Consider the following 19,517-nt stretch of genomic DNA (forward strand, 5'->3'; position numbering starts at 1 on the left):
TAGTGTAATCTTCTGCCTGATTGAGGTTGACATAAGTTCTACTTATCTCTTTATCATCATACTAGGTACCAGAAACATCATCACTCTCGAGTTTGGCCAATGAAATAGCCAACCTATTATATCTCTTATGTTGCCCAGCAGAGTAATACTAATGAAGGCGGGGTAAACTATATTCACAATTATTATACATATCCCCCTAACCATCAGTATTAACTGGGTGGAATAGGCTAACTGCATCGAGTGAAGGTAGATTCTCCCCCCCATATGCACGACTCTGGTCAGGCACGTTAAGCATTAGCCGCCTATTCTGGTCACTCAAACTCCGATCTTTCACAAAGCCTTCAGGAAAGACGCGAAAAGGCTCACCGCCGTTGCTATAGCCTGACAATATCGGCCTATTATCAGGTCCCCTTCCCAGATAACCTACGTAGCCTCTAACGCCAATGTTTTCACCTTTGACAGCAACAATATCACCCGTATTAGAGCCCATTACGCCACTAAGAAAAAAGCTGATAACTTTCGCTGTTGGACTTTTAGCAACCTCACCCTCTAACTGTTCGGGTAGATAAGCCTTCCCAAAGCTTCTACTCAGATAACCACCAAACTTCCTGAATGATAGACAAACATAATATCCAGAATCTGCATGTGGAATATGGGCATATATTCGAGATGGCAACACTGCATTAGCATCCCGAAGAACATCACGGAAAACACGAAACAGAAGCATTATCCTAGATGTTTTTTTGAGGGACAACCTCATCGACAGATATGCCCCACCCTCTCGATTTCCAGAGCTTTGCCATGAACCACAATCTTCAGGCAGGTGGGTCATCATTTTTTCAAGAAAAGATCCCCCAAAATCTTGAACGTTCTTTCTTCTCCCCTCCGTTAACTGCTGATATATTTTATCAAACTCTGATAAAAACCCATCAAATAACATCTGTTCAAAAGCAGATACTTTTTGTGCATAGGTAACTTTATAATTAAAACGATAAGAAGGTACACTTATTGATCTTTCATCCTTCAATGTAACCAAAGACCACTGAAATTTCTCCACATCACGAATAAGATATGGAGGATTCATCTGATGATTAACCAATATAATTGTTGGATTTTTAAGAGATAGAACACACTTATTATACGAATCATCGCCTCTAAACTCCTCAACAGCAATCCTTTCTGCACTATCAGACGAATCCAACCATGAAAATTTTTGTGCACGGATATCCTTATCACTTCCACACCCAAGACTAACCAATAAAAAATCAATTCTTTTCACAAAAATTTTATCCAATGATTTCATTATTACAGGAATTGTTTTACGGTTTTTTGCATTTACAGCCTTCCATTTGGTCCGAGAGATCAACTCCTCCTTAAAAACCTCGATATTATCTCGACCTAACCCCCAATCATTTTCTGGCAAATCACTGGAGCCGGATAAAGCCCGATAAAAGCTATCTTCAATACCGAGTGGAGAATAAACAGAAACTTCTCTGCAGGTGATATTTTTGAGGATAGCAGATACTTCTGCACCACTATAACAACCGCTAATACTCAACCCTACTGTAACACCTCTGTAGGCCCCCTCTACCAGCCTTTTCTCCTGAAGATTCTCTTTCTCATCTGATTTTATTTTACCTAAATGCTTATAGACAACTCGCAGACAAACATGTAAAAATTTGACTTGTGATGCTTGATCCAAAGAACCAAAACCTACTGAATGATTTTCTGGAAGTCTACCCCCGCATATAAAATTATTAAAACCATCCGACAACTTTTCTATGAACGAGCCACAATTCCCACCTTCAATAAGGTCTATGGATAAATCTTTTTTCATAAAAGAAAAGAAACACGATTCTACCCATTTCACAAGGTCATTATCTAAAGCCAGCCACCCCAGAAGAGTATCCAAAATTATTTTTTGCCGCTCTACCTGATCCTTCATTTTTGTGTCAAATACTCCTTCCTCCTCAAATACAGAGTAGTCTGCATCCGTCGGATGAAATAGCCTAAAAAGCATAACAGGTATAAAAAAAAGACCAAACTCAAAAACAGTGGATAATTTATGATTAAAGTCTTCTCTACGCTTAAACCAGGCTTTAGTTAAGAACTTATTTCCCGGAAAAACGCAGTCATTAATACTACTATTCGCAGGTGTTTGATCGATAAGAGTAAACCATCCATTCCTGATAACAAAATTTTCAGGATTCCCATCAATATTTATCTTAATAACCCTTTTAAACCCTGGCATTTCCAGTAGCCTATTGATATCTCTTACTAGATACATAACCAATAACTCAAGATTCAAGATATTTAGAACAGTCAGAGCTGAAACCATAGGATCGGTAATCATCGTCCCAAATTTTTCCTGCTCTGAGAATCGAGCCTGAATCAATGCATAGCGATACTTATTCGTTTTATCCTGAGTACCTTCTGCTAATTTTTCAGCTTTATGATTTCCACTTCCATTATCACTTTCTGAGTTAGCATGTACTCTCTTACTGCGTTGATTGCTACTCATTCCAACAATGAACCCCAAGCTTCGGCAGCACTTGAAATTTTGATTCCTTAGACCAGCTAAATTCTCAATATATTTATTGAGTGTCCCGGTAGCGGTCGTTGTGACATCTGCTATGGTAGCTTCCAACATATCAAGAGTGGGTACTCCAATTTTTTCAACCAGACTCGGAAACTCAATGAAGTCACATGTATTCACACCGATCCCAGCACCTCGATGATCTCCGCCCATTGCATTATTTTCAGGTTTGTCTGGATCCATATTCCGAGCTGTAACTTCAGCCTGATCGCAGACATATTGTAAATTCGGATATGAACCTGTGTGACTTTTATTCCTAAGAGGTTCTTTTCTTAAGTCTATTAAATCAGAATCTTTAACGGGTATATCCCTTATAAAAGGAACTTGAATTTCAATAAATTTCGGATATTGATCCCCCCAAGGCAGTCTCATTATTTCTGACCGGTAGAAATCTTTTGGATTTTTACGACTCGTTGCCAATCGATCGCCCCTACCCGTTTTTTCTTGATCCATTGAGGGACGGTCACGAAATTTGACCATTATAGTGATGTCACAACTTGAATTGGATATTCGTTCTTTCAATGCAGAAAATAAATCTGGGTTCTTAAATGTTTTAGGCTTCAAGTGCCAAATTGTAGGCATAATGACTTTAGCCTTAATCTCTTTTTTAGCCTCCCCAGATGCTAATGCTTCCCCTAACTCCCACTCCCTGAGTATTTGAGCATCAAGTGGATTTTCTGATACTGACTGAGGTTGAGGAGTCTTCATTATTACTGGAACCCGCCGCTTTATTGATAGAATAACCCTATCACCACTATCTATATTAAAATTCATCTCAAAAACAGTGTCTTCCCCCCCCCCCCCTTCTTTAACAACGATTTCTTCCAGAATTTCCAGTATAGGGTGGTGTCTATCAGCCAAATAATATCCGCTACAGAAGGGATCAGAATACGTATTAAGCTCTTCTAGTAATTTTAATAAGCAGGAATGATTCCTTAAGTAATCGGTCGTTTCACGGCACTCCAACATCAGACTACCTCTTTCCATAGTTTCTTTTGGAACAGAAAGCATTCTTGACAGTTCTTCATATTGTGCATCTGATATTGCCTCTTTTAGTCGAACCTTCAAATCGTCCAGTGATAAAAGAGAAACCGGCGCAGAACTTTTACTGGATATGCCTATATCAGTCTTGCATACTGAGTTTTCACCCAAGCTCTCTTCCAACAGCCCACTTGGCTCCTCACCCATTACTTTTGATCTGACAGACATACCCCCTGATACTTGCGTAAGTCTTCTCGCAATAGACTCAGTGGGTACGATTGTCCTTGCCTGTACAAACGGATCATCTTTAGCAAGCTGCCTTTCTGGCTCCCTTAAGAGAGTAGTATCCACTGGCTGATCAAATGGTAATAGTAGAGGGACCTTCGTTCTTGAAGCCTTAGATCTTTTTGAAAATTTAACATTACGATCCTGACGAACATCCTGAAATTCATCAGTAAAGGGTACAGATTCAACTTCTTGATTCTGCCCTAAAGAGTTCAATGGTCGTCCACTTAAAAAAGACGCTGATTCTATTTTGTATGGACAAACACTACGTTCATCCATTAATGAAACTGCCGAAAAACTCTGTGTTGTTGCTTCCTGCTGCCCAGAAGAATTGAGTAAGAATGTTGACTCATCACATGGCTGAACATTTCGCACCCCATTTTCAGAAGAGAACCTTCCTCCTTCACGATATTTGCCTCCCTCCGTTGTTTCATTCCCTCGAGTTAGAGAAGGCTCATGGCTCATGCTGGTCAATGATTTATGGCCTGCTCCTTCCATCTTAAAGACCCTACTGTTTCAATTTTATTCAGGCAGTAAATCTCCTATCATTATAAACTCTATTTCTAATTATCAATCTATTTAGAAATACTTTAACAATCGACTATTAGCTCATTACCAATCATCTTTTTTTGATACATAGAATTCAGGGCATCCTTAATTACCCATGATATCCATCAGCACGGAAACTTCAGACAAGTCGAATGATGCAGCAGTTGTGACTCCATGTGCAATTCGTTCAAGACAACTTGAGTGCGGTATGATCAATATGAACTAATGCCCACGGCTTGAGCCGTTCTGCGTTGCTTACTACTTATGTGGAATAGAAAACATTCCTGAACATAACAGGTTCACTCGAATGCTCAGGAACTATGAAGTGGGAAAATTGCGAATTAATTCTTATGGCTCAGAATAATCAAAACCAAAGTGCAGGTAAGCATTTTTGGTCAACACCCGTCCTCTTGGCGTCCTCATAATGTAACCCTGTTGAATCAAATAAGGCTCTAAAACATCTTCAATGGTATCCCTCTCTTCACTGATGGCAGCTGCCAGACTGTCGACACCAACCGGACCTCCATCAAATTTTTCAATCATTGCTAACAAAAGACGGCGATCCATATGATCAAAACCACTGGCATCAACATCCAGCATATTCAAGGCAGCATCAGCAATTTCACGGGTTAGAGAACCATCGCCCTTTACTTCAGCGTAGTCCCTGACCCTTCGCAGCAGCCTGTTGGAAATACGTGGTGTCCCCCTTGAGCGCCTTGCTACTTCATTAGCTGCATCCATATCTATATGAACACCCAAAATTGATGCTGAGCGAAGTATTATGCTAGTTAGGTCCGCCACGCTATAAAACTCAAGCCGCTGTACAATCCCAAACCGATCTCTCAACGGTGAAGTCAGCAATCCAGCCCGTGTTGTTGCGCCCACAAGCGTAAAGGGAGGAAGGTCCAGCTTGATAGAACGAGCTGCAGGCCCTTCGCCAATCATAATATCGAGCTGATAGTCTTCCATCGCCGGATAGAGAACCTCCTCAACAGCAGGGCTGAGACGGTGGATTTCATCTATGAAAAGAATATCATTTGGCTCAAGATTCGTTAGAAGTGCAGCAAGGTCTCCCGCTTTTTCAATAACCGGCCCGGAAGTTGAGCGGATGTTACTGCCCATCTCATTAGCAAGAATATGGGACAACGTTGTCTTACCTAATCCAGGAGGACCAAAAATCAATGTATGGTCCAGAGCATCACCACGCTTGCGAGCTGCCTGGATAAAGATTTCCATCTGTTCTCTAACCTTTGGCTGTCCTGTATATTCACTCAGCCTGACGGGTCGAATGGCCCGATCCTGAGCCTCTTCGTTCGGGCGCTCACTGGCCGAAATTAAGCGATCCGCTTCAATCATAATATTTCCCAAGAATCTTCTTTAAACAGACTAACACTTACAATTCTCCATGCGAACGGATATTCACGGATTGCCAAGCTTGCCGGATATTTTGTCTAATACTAGAATCCAACAGCTGTCCGCAAGTATGCGGTAAATCTCTAACTTGGCAGAGTAGTAATGTCATCGTCAGTATCCTCCACCGGACTGGGTTATTCGATCCTCGCATCGCTGATGTTTGGTCTGATACCCTGGTATGTCCAGTGGCTTAACCCATTAGACGGCTCCCTTCTGTTCTGGAACCGCATTCTCTTTTCATCAATAACAGCACTGGCATCTTTACTGTTGTTGAGAAAATTTCGCCTGTTTCAACAACTGCTCAAAGAACCAGAAAATATGTTGTGGCTTGCCGCTGGCACTTTACTGGTAGGCTTTCAATGGTGGCTGTTTGTCTGGGCTCCAATTAATGAACTGACTACAGAGCTCTCTCTGGGCTACTTTCTGCTACCACTAACGCTGGTTCTGACTGGTCGCGTGGTGTATGGGGAAAAGTTGAGGCCTTTACAAATGACGGGAGCAGCCCTCGCAGCCATTGGTGTTGCCCATGAGATCTACCAGTTCGGCAGCCTGTCATGGGTTCCGGTTGCCGTTGCCGCAGGTTACCCTCTTTACTTTCTCATTCGCAGAAAAGTGAAGGTACACACGCTGGCCTGCTTTATGTTTGAAAACCTTTTACTGCTTCCGTTCGCGATCTTTGCTATCGCATCCCATGAAGGCTTCCTCCAAACGCTTTCAGCAAACACCGATCTCTACTACTTACTCCCAGGACTTGGCATACTCTGCACTCTAGCCATGCTGATTTATGTAGCTGCTTCAAAGGCATTGCCTGTCAGCCTGTTCGGTCTCCTGAGTTACTTGGAACCCGCCATTATCTTTATGGTAGCCATATTCATTCTGAAAGAGCCGTTACCGTCGTCACAATGGGCTACTTACGGTTTCATTTGGCTGGCAACGGCGATCATTTGCATCGACTCCATTCGAATTGTCCGAAAGCCAGCTATTGCCGGTGCCCCTTAAATCATACTACGTAAAGCCTGTCGTATAACTTCTTCACTGGACAGGCCTTCAACTTTAATTCGACCTATCACTTTACTGGCTTCCTGAGGCTTATAGCCAAGGGCAACCAGCGCACTAACAGCCTCCTGCTCAGTATCTACAACCTGCCTTTCAGCAGCCTGCCCTAAGGGGGTTCCACTCAAACCATCATAGGCTGCAGCGGTGTTATCCCATTTCGACAGTTTATCCCTTAATTCAACGATCAACCGTTCTGCCGTTTTCTTACCGACTCCAGGCAACTTCACCAAAGTAGAACTATCACCATCATGAACGCAGCGTATGAAGTCCGAAGCCTCTATGCCAGACAACAGGGTCAAACCCAGTTTTGGACCGACACCATTCACTTTTATCAATGTGCGAAACAGTTCCCTCTCCCTGGCGTCACTAAAACCATAAAGCAACTGAGCATCTTCTCTTACCACAAAGTGGGTATACAGTGTTGTTTCCACACCTATTTCCGGCAAGCGATAAAACACTGACATTGGCGCTTCAACTTCATAGCCAACACCACCAACCTCAATTAATAGATTGGGCGCTTGCTTTTCCAGCAAAATACCACGAAGTCTGCCTATCATAACCAAGCTTCTCTTCTAACCAGTCCGTTACTGTTACTGACAAACAGACTTCATCTCTGAACTCTGCTTTAAAAAAACAATCCAAGTACAAACACTAATACGCGGAGATACCAATGAAGCATCCATATCATTTGTTCAATTTGATCTGGAAGCTTTTACCCACTGCTAATATTCAGTGCAATATAGCCAATCTTACAAACCTTCAGTACCAAAACCATCTGAAACAATGCTCAGAAAGCAGTGAGTTAACATCACACCACCCGAGAATTGATAAACCAAAACGTACGTTATCCACTTACCTGCACCGCTTGAGCCGAATACCGCTAAGAGAACGAGCCCTGGTCATACTTCGAAGCGCTCATTTACAAGGTGCACTCAATGCCAACTCTCCACTCATCAGCAGTGCAATCGACCATGGACTTAGCAACAGCGATATCCAGCTGATCAAAGTCGGACACAAAGCTGTTGGCTGGAATAAACATGAGTCACTGGTTATTCGGACGGTAGATAATCTTCACTTACACCAACAAATGACCCCGAACCAGTGGCGAGTACTCTCCAGAACCTATGATCCCAGCCAGATTTTTGATCTGGTTATCTACAGCGCTGCTTTCCACCTGACCTGTTTCTCTGACCAGTAATCATTTAATATCTAACGATTCAACAGGCGACGATTTCTTCTCCCAGTAGCACCAGCCATACGGATCAGGCTTGCACGGGTGTGAGAGTGGCATAGCGCCACCGCCAAAGCATCTGCAGCGTCAGCCTGAGGAGTTTTATCAAGTTTAAGAATCGACACTATCATATGCTGAACCTGCGACTTTTCTGCTGAACCTTTGCCAACTACCGCTTGTTTGACCTGCCGGGCAGAATACTCAGAAACCTCCAAGCCATGATTAACTGCAGCAACAATAGCAGCCCCGCGAGCCTGACCAAGTTTCAGTGCAGAATCTGCATTCCGCGCCATAAAGACCTGTTCAATGCCTACCGACTGAGGGTTATACATTTCAATGACAGAATTGATACCCTGAAACACCTGTAAAAGCCTTTCTGGTAGTGGTCCATCCTGTATGCGGATACAGCCTGATGCCACATATTTACAATGAGATCCGATCTCCTCAATCACTCCATACCCGGTAATCCTGGACCCGGGATCAATACCCAACAAAATGGCCATTCCATTCCTGTTCCAAATGCGTCGCTTCAAAAAGAATACTGTATATACATACACGTTTCCAGCACTTATCCGCTATTACAATTTTGAAACACTGCATTACCAAAATACGCTACGAAAGCAATCTCCTCCGACTTACCCTTGAACGAGAGTTTTAGGGAGTCAGCTTGCCAGATGAATAATCAAGTAAAAACATTACTGACCATTGCCAGCGTCACTCTGGCGCTTTTTCTTATCACTCTGGCTTTTAATCTGTAATGCATCTCCTAAACGCCGAGCAACCCCTGAAAATTGCTCCCCCATTTTCAGGGTACAGTACTTACCTTTATATATTGGCAATTGCTCTTCGGTAACCGCTCCTGCGTTTTCGGCATACCACACATCCCTGTGTATTCCCTGAAAATTGCTCCTGCATTTTCAGGATACAGTACATCCATGTACATAAAAAAACCCGGAAGAGTCCGGGTTTTCAGGAAAAGCATAGCTGTCAATCTATCAGCCCAACTGCTCCATTATCTCTGCGGAAATATCTGCATTGGTGTAAACATTCTGAACGTCATCCAGATCTTCCAGACGATCAATCAGTTTCATGATTTTCTCCGCCCCAGCCAGATCCAACTCAGTCTGCAGTGAAGCAATCATTGCCACCTCACCACCCGCTGGTGTAAGACCTGCAGCTTCAAGAGCGTCCTTAACCGCCATGAACTCAGTCCACTCAGTCAGTACTTCAACAGAACCATCATCATTACTGACAACGTCCTCTGCACCCGCTTCCAGAGCTGCGTCCATTACCTGCTCTTCGTCGACCCCTTCCTCAAAGAAGATCTGGCCTTTACGCTCGAACAGATAAGCAACCGAACCATCAGTTCCCAGGTTACCACCATGCTTGGAAAACGCATGTCGCACTTCAGCCACAGTTCGGTTACGGTTATCAGTCAGGCACTCAACCAGAACCGCAATGCCACCTGCTCCATAGCCTTCATAGGTGACTTCTTCCATATTGGAGTCATCATCACCACCAACCCCTCTGGCAATGGCCCGGTTAATGGTATCCCGGGTCATGTTGGCAGCCAGCGCTTTATCAACAATCGCTCTCAGCTTCGGATTATCTTCAACCGCACCACCACCCTGCTTGGCAGCAACCACCAACTCACGAATGATTTTGGTAAAAACCTTGCCCCGCTTAGCATCCTGCGCCGCCTTGCGGTGTTTGATATTGGCCCATTTACTATGACCTGCCATAGAAAACCTCTATTTGAAACGCTTTACTGGCAATCACTTTTTGCAAGAGAACCCACAAAAGAGCGACTGCCATTATTAATCAGTGACTAGTTGCAGAAGCCGGATCACGACGAATGCGCAGGTTCAGATCACGGAGCTGCTGACTTTCCACTTCACCCGGTGCCTGAGTCAGCAAACAGGAAGCTGACTGGGTTTTCGGGAAAGCAATCACTTCCCGAATATTGGTAGTGCCACACAGCAACATCACCAGACGATCCAAACCAAATGCCAGACCACCGTGAGGAGGTGCACCGTATTTCAGCGCATCCAGCAGGAAGCCGAATTTTTCACGCTGCTCTTCTTCCTGAATATCCAGTACACGGAATACCGCCTGCTGCATCTCCTGACGATGAATACGGACGGAACCACCGCCTACTTCGTAACCATTCAGAACCATATCATAAGCACGAGACAGTGCCTGGGCAGGATTAGCCTCTAGCTCTTCAGGAGTACAGGTTGGTGCAGTGAATGGATGGTGCAGCGCGGTCAAAGATCCAGTATCAGTCTCTTCAAACATCGGGAAGTCAACAACCCACAATGGCGCCCAGTCACAGGTGTAAAGATTCAAATCCTCACCCACTTTGCAGCGCAGAGCACCCAGAGCTTCATTGACGATGGTTTCTTTATCCGCACCAAAGAAGACAATATCACCGTTAGCAGCACCGATACGGGACATAATATTCAGAGTAACTTCATCCCCCAGGAACTTGATGATAGGAGACTGAAGGCCCTCAACGCCCTTCTCCAGCTCATTCACCTTGATCCAGGCCAGACCTTTCGCGCCATAGATGCTGACAAACTTGGTATAGTCGTCAATTTGCTTGCGACTCAGCTCAGCTCCACCGGTGACTTTCAAAGCGGCTACACGCCCTTTTGGGTCTTCCGCCGGTCCTTTAAATACCTTGAAATCGACACCAGCCATCAGATCAGCCACATCCACCAGCTCCAGAGGAATGCGCATGTCAGGCTTATCAGAACCAAAACGGCTCATGGCTTCGGCATAGGTCATGCGCGGAAACTCAGCGCCAAGGTCTACACCTTTCACCTCTGTGAACAGTTTTTTGACCAGAGATTCAGTAATACCCATGATCTGCTCTTCATCCAGGAATGAAGTTTCAATATCGATCTGGGTAAATTCAGGCTGACGATCCGCACGCAAATCTTCATCACGGAAACATTTAACGATCTGGTAGTAACGATCAAAACCAGACACCATCAGCATCTGCTTGAACAGCTGTGGAGACTGTGGCAGAGCGTAAAAATGTCCAGGATGAACACGACTGGGAACCAGATAGTCACGAGCACCTTCTGGTGTCGCGCGGGTCAGCATCGGCGTTTCAATATCCAGAAAGCCATTATCTTCCATAAAGCGACGCACAACAGAGGTTGCTTTACTGCGAAGAATCAGTTTTTCCTGCATCTCAGGGCGACGCAGATCAATAACACGGTTACGCAGGCGCACATCTTCACCGACGTCAGTGTAACCTTCGATCTGGAACGGAGGAGTTTGGGCCTGGTTGAGAATTTCAACCTGCTTACCCAGAACTTCGATTGCCCCGGTAGACATGTTGGTATTGACAGTACCTTCCGGACGAGGACGAACAATACCGGTAATTTTCAGAACGTATTCACTTCGAGCTTTGTCAGCCAGAGTAAATGCTTCTTCGGTATCGGGGTCAACGACCACCTGAGCCAGGCCTTCACGATCGCGCAGGTCCAGAAAAATCACGCCACCGTGGTCACGACGGCGATGAACCCAACCGCAGAGGGTGACTTCCTGCCCATCATGGGAAAGATTCAGTTCGCCGCAATAATGGCTGCGCATAATATACCTCAAATCAGGAATTCAAACAGACTTCACCCGAATAGCTATCAGCTATCTGGACATCAATCACTGGTTGCCGGGCAACCACCACAACTGCTCTTACTATCTTTGGCTGGACAGTGGTTATCGCTGGAAGACAGGTTTTTCTTGCTGCTTCCTTTAAAGTCGGTTTCATACCAACCACCCCCTTTCAGCCTGAAGGCAGGTGCACTTAACAGTTTTTGCAGAGCTGGCTGACCACAGGCCGGGCAATCACTCAATGGCGCATCACTGAATTTTTGAATGGCTTCAGTCACTTCAGCGCATTGCTCACACTGGTACTCATAGATCGGCATTTAAGCTGGCCTACCCTTTACTCACAATCAGGAGCCTGCCGGACTTAGTACTGACCTACAGAGAAAAAGCCGGATCTGGCCATTTTCTCTATGCGATCGGCTTAAGTCCGACAGGCTCCCAGTTTACGGTTTTATAGAAAAACGGCCATTATACCCCAAAGATACGCGGAGTCAGCCGTTGTCAAATAAAAAAAGCCGTACTGATACTCAGTACGGCCTTCACAGAATGAAATCATGAGCAATCAGGCTTTACTGGCCCTCCGAATTGCAGCTTCAGAACGCTCACTATCTTTCAAAGCCTTGATGACCATATCATCAACCACACCTTCAACATCAAACAGTCTGGCCAGGTAATGGATTCGAGCATCATCACCATCAATGACCGGATGCAAATCGGCAATATCCCCCATCCTGTCTTTCAAGAGTAACAGGGCAAACGTTTCTGGATTATCCGCCCCTTCCAGAGCCAGGTTATCCCCCAAATACGGCTGACTCTCTGGTTCATCATCCTCACCAACTGGTGGCTCAGCTAACAGTATTACTGAAAGAGCCCGTGTTGTATCAACCACACCCTTGTCGATCGACGGCGTGATTGCCTCAGGTGAAAGGTCAGCCGAAGAAACAAGACTGTAGACCTCTCTCAATAACGATGGAGCTAATATACCTTCCAGGGTTGCAGCCAACTCATCCGGCTGGACATCTTTGCGTGTTTTCTTAGTCAAATCCCCCGCCTGCTCCCGACTCAGCGCTTTAGCAATCACCAAAAGACTGGCCTCACTTTCGAATATTTTTTCCAGCCGTAACAGCTCGAATTCAAGATCATCTAGAGCACGTTCTCCCGAGTCAAGTGACGCCCTGCTCTCTTGACTCAAAGAGCTAAACAGCAGTTTTTTGATCGCAAATACTCCTTGTTCCTGAGCTGCAAAAAAATGAATAAATACATCAAGAAACTGCGTTCGAAGATGATCAACAGAATTCAAGTGTCTAAGATCGGCTATTTCCAGATTCAAACTCCCGACCTCGCTCTGCAGACCGTTGATATCCCGCTGAATCTGTGCAATTTCATTGGATAGTTTACGCACCAACGCCTGATCCACAGGTGTTGCAGACTCAGCTGAAGCAAGCGCCGCAGACTTAGCAGTCAACCGCGTACCTTTTTCCTGAATATCTTTATTTTTGACCTTAAGAGTCTGTTCCAGGCCACCAATTTCATTTTGTCTTTGTTTGATATTCAATTTGATATCTGCAATTTTTATTCGCTTATTCTGCAAGTCCCGTCGTTGTGCTGATATCAAATCAATACTCTGCGCGCTATTTAATACTTTGATATCATTCAGCATACCCCTGAACACCATTAATAATGTCTGTGTATCGGATAAATCAATAGCACCAGAGTCAAGCTGCAAGTTGAAATCTGCGAGAATTGACCGAAACCCTTCAACCCTTGCCTGAAATGACCTTTGTAAATAGTCTGAGCTGGACAGCTGAGCACTGTCAGGAGAGTCAAGAGCGACTGAATCATCACTACCAATAGCGCTTTTACCATTACTGGAGAAGGAAATGGAGTTGTTACTATCAAAGCCACTACTGACACTTTTTATTGAAGCTGGGGCGGCTGAACCTTGCATTTCCTGTGTAGTGGAAACCCCATCAGCTTGATTATTTTCCACTCCGTTCAGTGATCCTGACATAACAACCTCCCCCCTGCATAACCGTCAATAGACTATTGATTCACCCTCTATATTTTCATTAATCATTTACAAGCACAGGATTAAACCTGCCAGAAGCCTGTCAGACTCAGCCGACCGTAGCGAGAAAAAGTCCGGCTTTATAGGTCAGTGGTGAGCCCGACAGGCTCCTGAAAACCCACTGACACACAAAGACCAGAAGTATCTGCTGGCTTTACACTGGCTGAGACTTCGAAATGGCTGCTTCAGACCGCTCCCGATCCTTAGTGGTCTCTACAACCATTGCATCAACTTCTCTTTCAGCTTCAAGCCACTGGGCTAATTGATTAGCCCCTACAGAATCAACAACAATCCCACCTGAGTTCTTGCCCTGAGCCTCCTGAATATCAGCCATCCGCTCCCTTAAAAGAAGTAGTGCAAACGCCTGCGGGTTGTTGGCTCCCTCAAGGCTGATACTATCACCAAGATATGGCTGATCAACGGGGTTTTCTTCACTGGCAGTCACCGATGGCTCCGCAAGCAGAATAAGTGCTAAGCCTTCAGCAGCATCTGCTAGCTGTTGCTCAGATGGTGACGCCTGACTGCTCACAGCAGCCAATGCAGAAGTATCCTGCGCCGAAAACACGCTGAACAGATTACTGACCACTTGAGGGCTCAGCAATGCCTTCAACTCTGCCGCCAGCCCCTGAGGCTGGATACTTTCAGAATAACGATCAGACTCTCGAATCACTTCTTGATTAAAGTCAGACAAAATTTCCTTTGCGAGTCTGACCTTTAATTCCTCTCGGGAAAACAGGGCATCCAGCTCCTGTAACTCGCGCTCAAGCGCATCCAGCTTTTCTTCACCAGTTTCCAGATCCTCGTCTTCCTCGCTTTTAACCTGAGTAACAGCAAAAGCTCCGGCAATTAACTCTGAACTCTGTGTAATGACAAGCAGTGCCTGTCTGATAGCCACCTGAACACGGCGTGTCTGGTTCTGTGACTCCAGGGTTGAAATTTCACCACTGAGCGCTGCGATTTCAGACTGTAATGTATCAATCTCAGACTGTAATTGCGCTTTCTCAGTATCTGTCATCCCTTCGGTATTGATACTTTGCTTACTGGTCAGGGTTTGTTGCTTACCCTGAAGCTCAAGATTTTTTGTATCAATGACAGCCTGACTCTTATCAATCTCTATCTGGGTTTTGGAAATTTCAGCCCTCTGGGCCTGCAGCAGCTGACGCTCTGAAGATACACTATCGATATTCTCAGCATTGTTCAGCGCTTTAATATCACTGATCAACCCCCTGAACACCAGCAGCAACGTCTGGGTATCCGACAAATCAATTTGACCGGTGGTGAACTGCGCATTGAAATTTGAAAAAACAGATCTAAAACCTTCGAGCCTGGATTTGAACGCCTGCTGCAAGAGATTGGTACTAGTTGCAGAGGTCTCTTCCGGAGAGTCCAGAGAGACACCGCCTTGACTGTTTTCTGAACCGGCACCCTCAGTTTGTGAAACAGAGTTTTCTGTACTGAAACCACTACTTACTGTGCTGCCGGAACCAGTAGATTCCGTACCCGTTGTGGTGGTAACGGGGCTCGTTGTTGTTGTTTGTGTATTCCCCGTCTCTCCAATTGGGTTCGACATAATAACTCCCTCCATGGGTTCTTCTATATCTGAAAACTACCCCGGAAACCTGGTTGTTTTCCTGGGTGGTAAACGTCCCTTCAAAATGCACTCAGTGCAACTTATTACCTACAAAACTGATAAGCTTCTTCGCCTGTTGAAGCTCGTCTTTCCAACGTGCCGACTGACTTGCCCGCAAAACAGCTTCTGCCAAGGCTTTCTGAGCCAGTGGCCACCGCTCAATTTCAATAAAGCTTTTCGCCATCATCAAAGAAGCCCGGGGATCTTTCTCATCAAGCTTTTCCGCATGAGCCAGTGTTGCCGCAGCCTGGGCAAACTGAGAAAGCTCGTATTGTGATAACCCCAAACCCAGAAAGTAGGAGTAACAGGTATGATCAAGCAGGCAAAGATAGCGAAAAACCTTCAATGCGTCTCTGAACTGCCCTGAATTAAAGCGTGCATAAGCCACCTTGTACATTGCATCAAGTTGACTCTGGTCCATTTTGCGAATTTCTTTCATGGTGCCGCCTTTAGCCAGAAAAGCCAGCCAAAGTGACGCCGAGGACGGCTGGTCAGCCTTATTATCCATAACCCTCGAAAGCCTCATCCCTGATAAAAAGATTTACGATATTATTCAATTATAACCAGTTTATATTTACTCCCATTGTTCATTAGTCTTAGCAAAACGAAGAAACCAGAAAATATAATTAAAAATCAAAAGATTATAAGTTTTTTTTGTTTTGTAATTATTTTAGATTCACCCACAAAAATAAAGATTGAAAAATCAGCAATCAGTGCTTAATTACTATTTAGCAAATGATGATTCCAGTTATCAGACTTAATTATATAAGCTGTTTTTATTATTCCATTATCAACTTCCCGCTATTGATACCTGTTACCGCTTCAGCAAAACACCATTTAATAAAATCATAATCGGGAGTTTTATTTTGATGAATGATCACAATGTAGGGACACTATCTGAGCAACTAGTCAGATTTACTGCCTTTGTTGCCATAGTTGTTGTGGGTACAACATCTTTTTTCGTTACAACATCAAAAGCGGCTGAGAGCTACCAGGACAGTACCTGGCACTTACACCCCCATAATATAAACACTCAATACCCACTTGAGCATTTCGCCACACCCCGGGAGTATTCACCCAATACTTTTCTAACATCGGATTCCAGCAGCAACGCCTTTTCCGTCATGCCTATTCGGCTGACTGTCAATGATAATTCCGAAAGAGCACCCATAACAGGAGCAGCATTCAGTTTCCAGCACAATGAACTGGGCTCCAAGCTGGCCTACGCGGAAAACGATTCAGAAGTCAGGTTTTATTTTGCCAACCTGAATTACCTTATTAGCCTGAGTGACAATTCAAAACTATTGCTGGATGGGCAGTTTTATCGAGGACAGGAAAGCTGTAATCCTAAAAACAGCCCACAAACAACGGGAAGTTCTGATACAGAAGCAAACCTATACAACCTCAACGCACAGCTAACCATCAATCAGCTGTCTCTGAGCGCTTCGTTCAGCCAGGTGGATGCACAGAAAAAAAATACGCTGGGTGTATTTGACTACTCGGCCATGCACGCATCGACCCTTGATGTGAATAGCATGAGTTATTGGACCCGAAGACAGATATCAGACTTTAACTTCAACGGTGAGAAAGTCTGGCAAGCTGGCATTGCCTATAACTTCCATCAGATTGGTGCACCAGGGTTAACGCTGGGCTATACCTACACCTATGGTAACGATATAAAAGCCAATCACCCGGAATTCACTGAAAAATACAGAGAGAGTGAACACAATTTCGAGGTTGGCTATCTGTTTCAAAAGCCCCAACTAAAGGGGCTTGGGCTGAAGCTTCAGTATGCGCAGTACCTAGCAGACAATGCGCTCAGGGAAATAGGTAATTCAGAAAATGAAATATCGACGACAATTGGCAATTCTGATTTAAGGGTCTACCTGGATTATTCAGTCAGTACCTTTTAAACGAAAAAAGAGGGCAAAGCCCTCTTTTTTTCAACTTAAGCTAGTAACTGCTTAGAATGCAGCAACAGAGTAAGTCAGGTACAGACGGTTTACGTCCGCATCGTACAGAGTGTCTTCACGGAATGTATCAACACCGGCATCACCCTGAGCCCGATAGTTTACATACAGCCACGCAAGAGACAGGCCTTCCAAAGAGCCATCAAATGCATAAGAGATGTAGCTGCCATACTCACGACGTTTGAAGTCACTAATCTCTTCAGCATCATCACCCTTGGCATACCAAACATCCCAGCTCAAACCTTCAAGCCCCTGATCAGCAAAGTTATAGCCTCCACTAACAACATAAGCCTTCTCGCCAGCGAGAGAGTAGTCTTCCCACTGAGCCAGACTGGAGTTGAAGTTGTCGCTATTCCCATCGACATAAGCGTCAATGTAATCACCATCTTTGGTCTTGTTATAACCCAAACCTACATAGGCATTACCATAATTGTAAGAAGCATTCAGGTTATAGTATTTTGCTTTGTAGTCAGCGCCAATTTCAGGATCATTGGCAGCCAAATTACCATTGGCTTTTGACTTTCCGTAGCGAGCGTCCAAATCAACAGAGCTCATATCATCAAGCTCAAAGCTGTAGCCTGCCTTCAGAAAAAGCTGTTCGATCAATTCTTTAGACTCACCATACTCAGCAACCAGGTCCAGACCTTCGTAACTGTAATTACCACCAAAGATACGAATATTTTCTACAGCGTTGTCATTACCATCATCAAGGTCAAAGCTCAAGCCAGACTGAGTACGCTCACTGAAGCCAGTAATTTCGGTGAAGTACAAGTTAGCACCTTCAGCACCAACAGAAAGGTCATAACCAGTAGAGCTTGCAGACAATACACGAGAGCCGGAGTCGGAGTAAGTTTCCAGACCACGCTTCTTAACACCAACAGTACCGTCAAAATCAACACCACTGAAAGAGTGCTGAGCTTTCAGGTAGGCCTGCTGAAATCCTGAGATAGCATCACCCTTACCGTCAGCACCGCCAGGAACGTTAGTTGCAGCACCTGGATCAACATCAAGCGGGCCTGCGTAACCGGCAGTTACAACAGCGCCCACCAGATCATTGACATACCCAGAATCGAAATCGGCAATCAAAGCATGCGACCAATCATTCGTCTTTTGACCGCCCGGCTCTTTGTCTTTGGTATGGAAGTAATAGTTCTTGTAAGTAAAGGTCAGGCTTGGATCCATTGTCACAGCTTCGGAAGCCTGAACAGAAGTAGCTGCAACAGCCGCAGCAACGGCTACACCCAGTGCGCTTTTAGCGAGGGTTTTCATAATCGGAATTGCTCCCTGTGTACTTTGTGTTGTGTTTATTATTGCGACTACCACCAACTGACATAAGCAGTTCCCCTTGGCGATATACGTCCTTTTCGCAATGTGAAATCATTTTTCTATAACGCCGATCAAATTGCAACCATAAAAAAAGGGGCGTTATCGCCCCTTTTTTGAACTTCTTTAAATTTTCTGCCTTATTACACAAACTATGAAGCGGCAAACTCCTTTAACTTTTTCAGCGGCCTCACCTTAACCTGAATAGACGCGGGCTTGGCTGGCACATCCATCAGCTCACCCGGTTTGAACGGATTAGGCACACCTTTTTTGGCTTTTTGCGCCGGCTTTTTCTTGGTCACAATTTTTAATAGTCCAGGCAGCGTAAACTCACCACAACCCCGCTTTTTAATATGGCGTTCAACCAGTTCTCCCAGCTCATCCATTACCGCACCGACTTGCTTTCTGCTAAGCCCGGTATTTTCTGAAATCTCTGAAAGCATCTGGGTCTTGCTGTATTTTTCCTTGATAGCGGACGCTTTTTTAGCAGCCATAGTCATACTCTCCTGATGAAAATTCCCTTTAAACCATCCCTATAAACCAGGGCATTCAGTGCTTGCCAATGTTTATGCTGCTGTCTGAAATAAAGCGAACTGCTTTTTTCCAACTAACGGCAACGATCAGCTACTGCATTACCTGCGACGGCACCAGGCGGATTTCGTACCTCCATTCTCAATAAGACACTTACAAGCCTTATCACTCCATGAGCATAACTTCATCTAAACACAACCAACAGCCTCTAAACAATCTATACAAGACCACAAACTACATATAGAAGGCGGTAACATTAGATA

16 protein-coding genes are annotated in these 19,517 nt (G+C 44.7%); 3 read left to right on the forward strand and 13 right to left on the reverse strand.

Features of this window, described 5'->3' with window-relative positions:
* Nucleotides 1–196: 196 nt before the first annotated feature.
* Together GV64_RS17415 and ruvB are read right to left on the reverse strand one after the other, a co-directional pair.
* The gene (locus GV64_RS17415) at nt 197–4,360 is read right to left on the reverse strand and encodes a hypothetical protein (protein ID WP_152554108.1); all 4,164 of its coding nucleotides are present in this window, start codon (nt 4,358–4,360) and stop codon (nt 197–199) included.
* A 399-nt stretch (nt 4,361–4,759) separates the two neighbouring features.
* The gene (ruvB, locus tag GV64_RS17420; RefSeq protein ID WP_020584759.1) at nt 4,760–5,767 is read right to left on the reverse strand and encodes a Holliday junction branch migration DNA helicase RuvB; all 1,008 of its coding nucleotides are present in this window, start codon (nt 5,765–5,767) and stop codon (nt 4,760–4,762) included.
* A gap of 159 nt (nt 5,768–5,926) precedes the next feature.
* Here ruvB and rarD point away from each other — a divergent pair, with 159 nt between their 5' ends.
* Nucleotides 5,927–6,823: an EamA family transporter RarD gene (gene rarD / locus GV64_RS17425; RefSeq protein WP_033403660.1), complete on the forward strand. Its 897-nt coding sequence runs from the start codon at nt 5,927–5,929 to the stop codon at nt 6,821–6,823.
* On the opposite strand, the gene ruvA is transcribed toward rarD, so the two are convergent.
* A complete protein-coding gene (gene ruvA / locus GV64_RS17430; RefSeq protein WP_020584761.1) occupies nt 6,820–7,437 on the reverse strand; it encodes a Holliday junction branch migration protein RuvA in 618 nt (205 codons plus the stop codon). The two genes, rarD and ruvA, sit on opposite strands and share 4 nt — an antisense overlap.
* Before the next feature lie 113 nt (nt 7,438–7,550).
* On the opposite strand from ruvA, the gene GV64_RS17435 reads away from it, so the two are divergent.
* On the forward strand, nt 7,551–8,078 hold the full coding sequence (locus GV64_RS17435) for a carboxymuconolactone decarboxylase family protein (protein ID WP_020584762.1): 528 nt from the start codon (nt 7,551–7,553) through the stop codon (nt 8,076–8,078).
* Between the two features lie 11 nt (nt 8,079–8,089).
* On the opposite strand, the gene ruvC is transcribed toward GV64_RS17435, so the two are convergent.
* The 8 genes from ruvC to GV64_RS23955 all read right to left on the reverse strand — a co-directional run bounded on the left by ruvC (nt 8,090) and on the right by GV64_RS23955 (nt 15,938).
* Nucleotides 8,090–8,614, reverse strand: a complete 525-nt coding sequence (gene ruvC, locus GV64_RS17440) for a crossover junction endodeoxyribonuclease RuvC (protein ID WP_020584763.1) — start codon at nt 8,612–8,614, stop codon at nt 8,090–8,092.
* Nucleotides 8,615–8,806: 192 nt separating this feature from the next.
* Nucleotides 8,807–8,992 carry a hypothetical protein gene (locus GV64_RS17445; RefSeq protein WP_020584764.1) on the reverse strand — a complete coding sequence of 62 codons (186 nt, stop codon included), beginning with the start codon at nt 8,990–8,992 and terminating at the stop codon, nt 8,807–8,809.
* 114 nt (nt 8,993–9,106) lie between these two features.
* A complete protein-coding gene (locus GV64_RS17450; RefSeq protein WP_020584765.1) occupies nt 9,107–9,853 on the reverse strand; it encodes a YebC/PmpR family DNA-binding transcriptional regulator in 747 nt (248 codons plus the stop codon).
* 79 nt (nt 9,854–9,932) lie between these two features.
* Nucleotides 9,933–11,717 carry an aspartate--tRNA ligase gene (aspS, locus tag GV64_RS17455; RefSeq protein WP_020584766.1) on the reverse strand — a complete coding sequence of 595 codons (1,785 nt, stop codon included), beginning with the start codon at nt 11,715–11,717 and terminating at the stop codon, nt 9,933–9,935.
* A 62-nt stretch (nt 11,718–11,779) separates the two neighbouring features.
* Nucleotides 11,780–12,052 carry an FmdB family zinc ribbon protein gene (locus GV64_RS17460; protein WP_020584767.1) on the reverse strand — a complete coding sequence of 91 codons (273 nt, stop codon included), beginning with the start codon at nt 12,050–12,052 and terminating at the stop codon, nt 11,780–11,782.
* 242 nt (nt 12,053–12,294) lie between these two features.
* On the reverse strand, nt 12,295–13,743 hold the full coding sequence (locus tag GV64_RS17465; RefSeq protein WP_020584768.1) for a hypothetical protein: 1,449 nt from the start codon (nt 13,741–13,743) through the stop codon (nt 12,295–12,297).
* 211 nt (nt 13,744–13,954) lie between these two features.
* Complete coding sequence (locus GV64_RS17470) at nt 13,955–15,370, reverse strand: hypothetical protein (RefSeq protein WP_020584769.1); 1,416 nt, start codon at nt 15,368–15,370, stop codon at nt 13,955–13,957.
* A gap of 91 nt (nt 15,371–15,461) precedes the next feature.
* The gene (locus GV64_RS23955; RefSeq protein ID WP_020584770.1) at nt 15,462–15,938 is read right to left on the reverse strand and encodes a CDC27 family protein; all 477 of its coding nucleotides are present in this window, start codon (nt 15,936–15,938) and stop codon (nt 15,462–15,464) included.
* 361 nt (nt 15,939–16,299) lie between these two features.
* Between GV64_RS23955 and GV64_RS17480 the strand changes: the two genes are divergently transcribed.
* Nucleotides 16,300–17,343: an OprD family outer membrane porin gene (locus GV64_RS17480; RefSeq protein WP_020584771.1), complete on the forward strand. Its 1,044-nt coding sequence runs from the start codon at nt 16,300–16,302 to the stop codon at nt 17,341–17,343.
* A gap of 51 nt (nt 17,344–17,394) precedes the next feature.
* Here GV64_RS17480 and GV64_RS17485 read toward each other — a convergent pair whose 3' ends face one another.
* The gene (locus GV64_RS17485; RefSeq protein WP_020584772.1) at nt 17,395–18,669 is read right to left on the reverse strand and encodes an OprD family outer membrane porin; all 1,275 of its coding nucleotides are present in this window, start codon (nt 18,667–18,669) and stop codon (nt 17,395–17,397) included.
* Between the two features lie 206 nt (nt 18,670–18,875).
* Nucleotides 18,876–19,217 (reverse strand): HU family DNA-binding protein, encoded by a 342-nt coding sequence (locus GV64_RS17490; RefSeq protein ID WP_020584773.1) that lies wholly within the window; start codon nt 19,215–19,217, stop codon nt 18,876–18,878.
* Nucleotides 19,218–19,517 lie beyond the last annotated feature (300 nt).

Source organism: Endozoicomonas elysicola (genome assembly GCF_000710775.1).
Taxonomy (GTDB): domain Bacteria; phylum Pseudomonadota; class Gammaproteobacteria; order Pseudomonadales; family Endozoicomonadaceae; genus Endozoicomonas; species Endozoicomonas elysicola.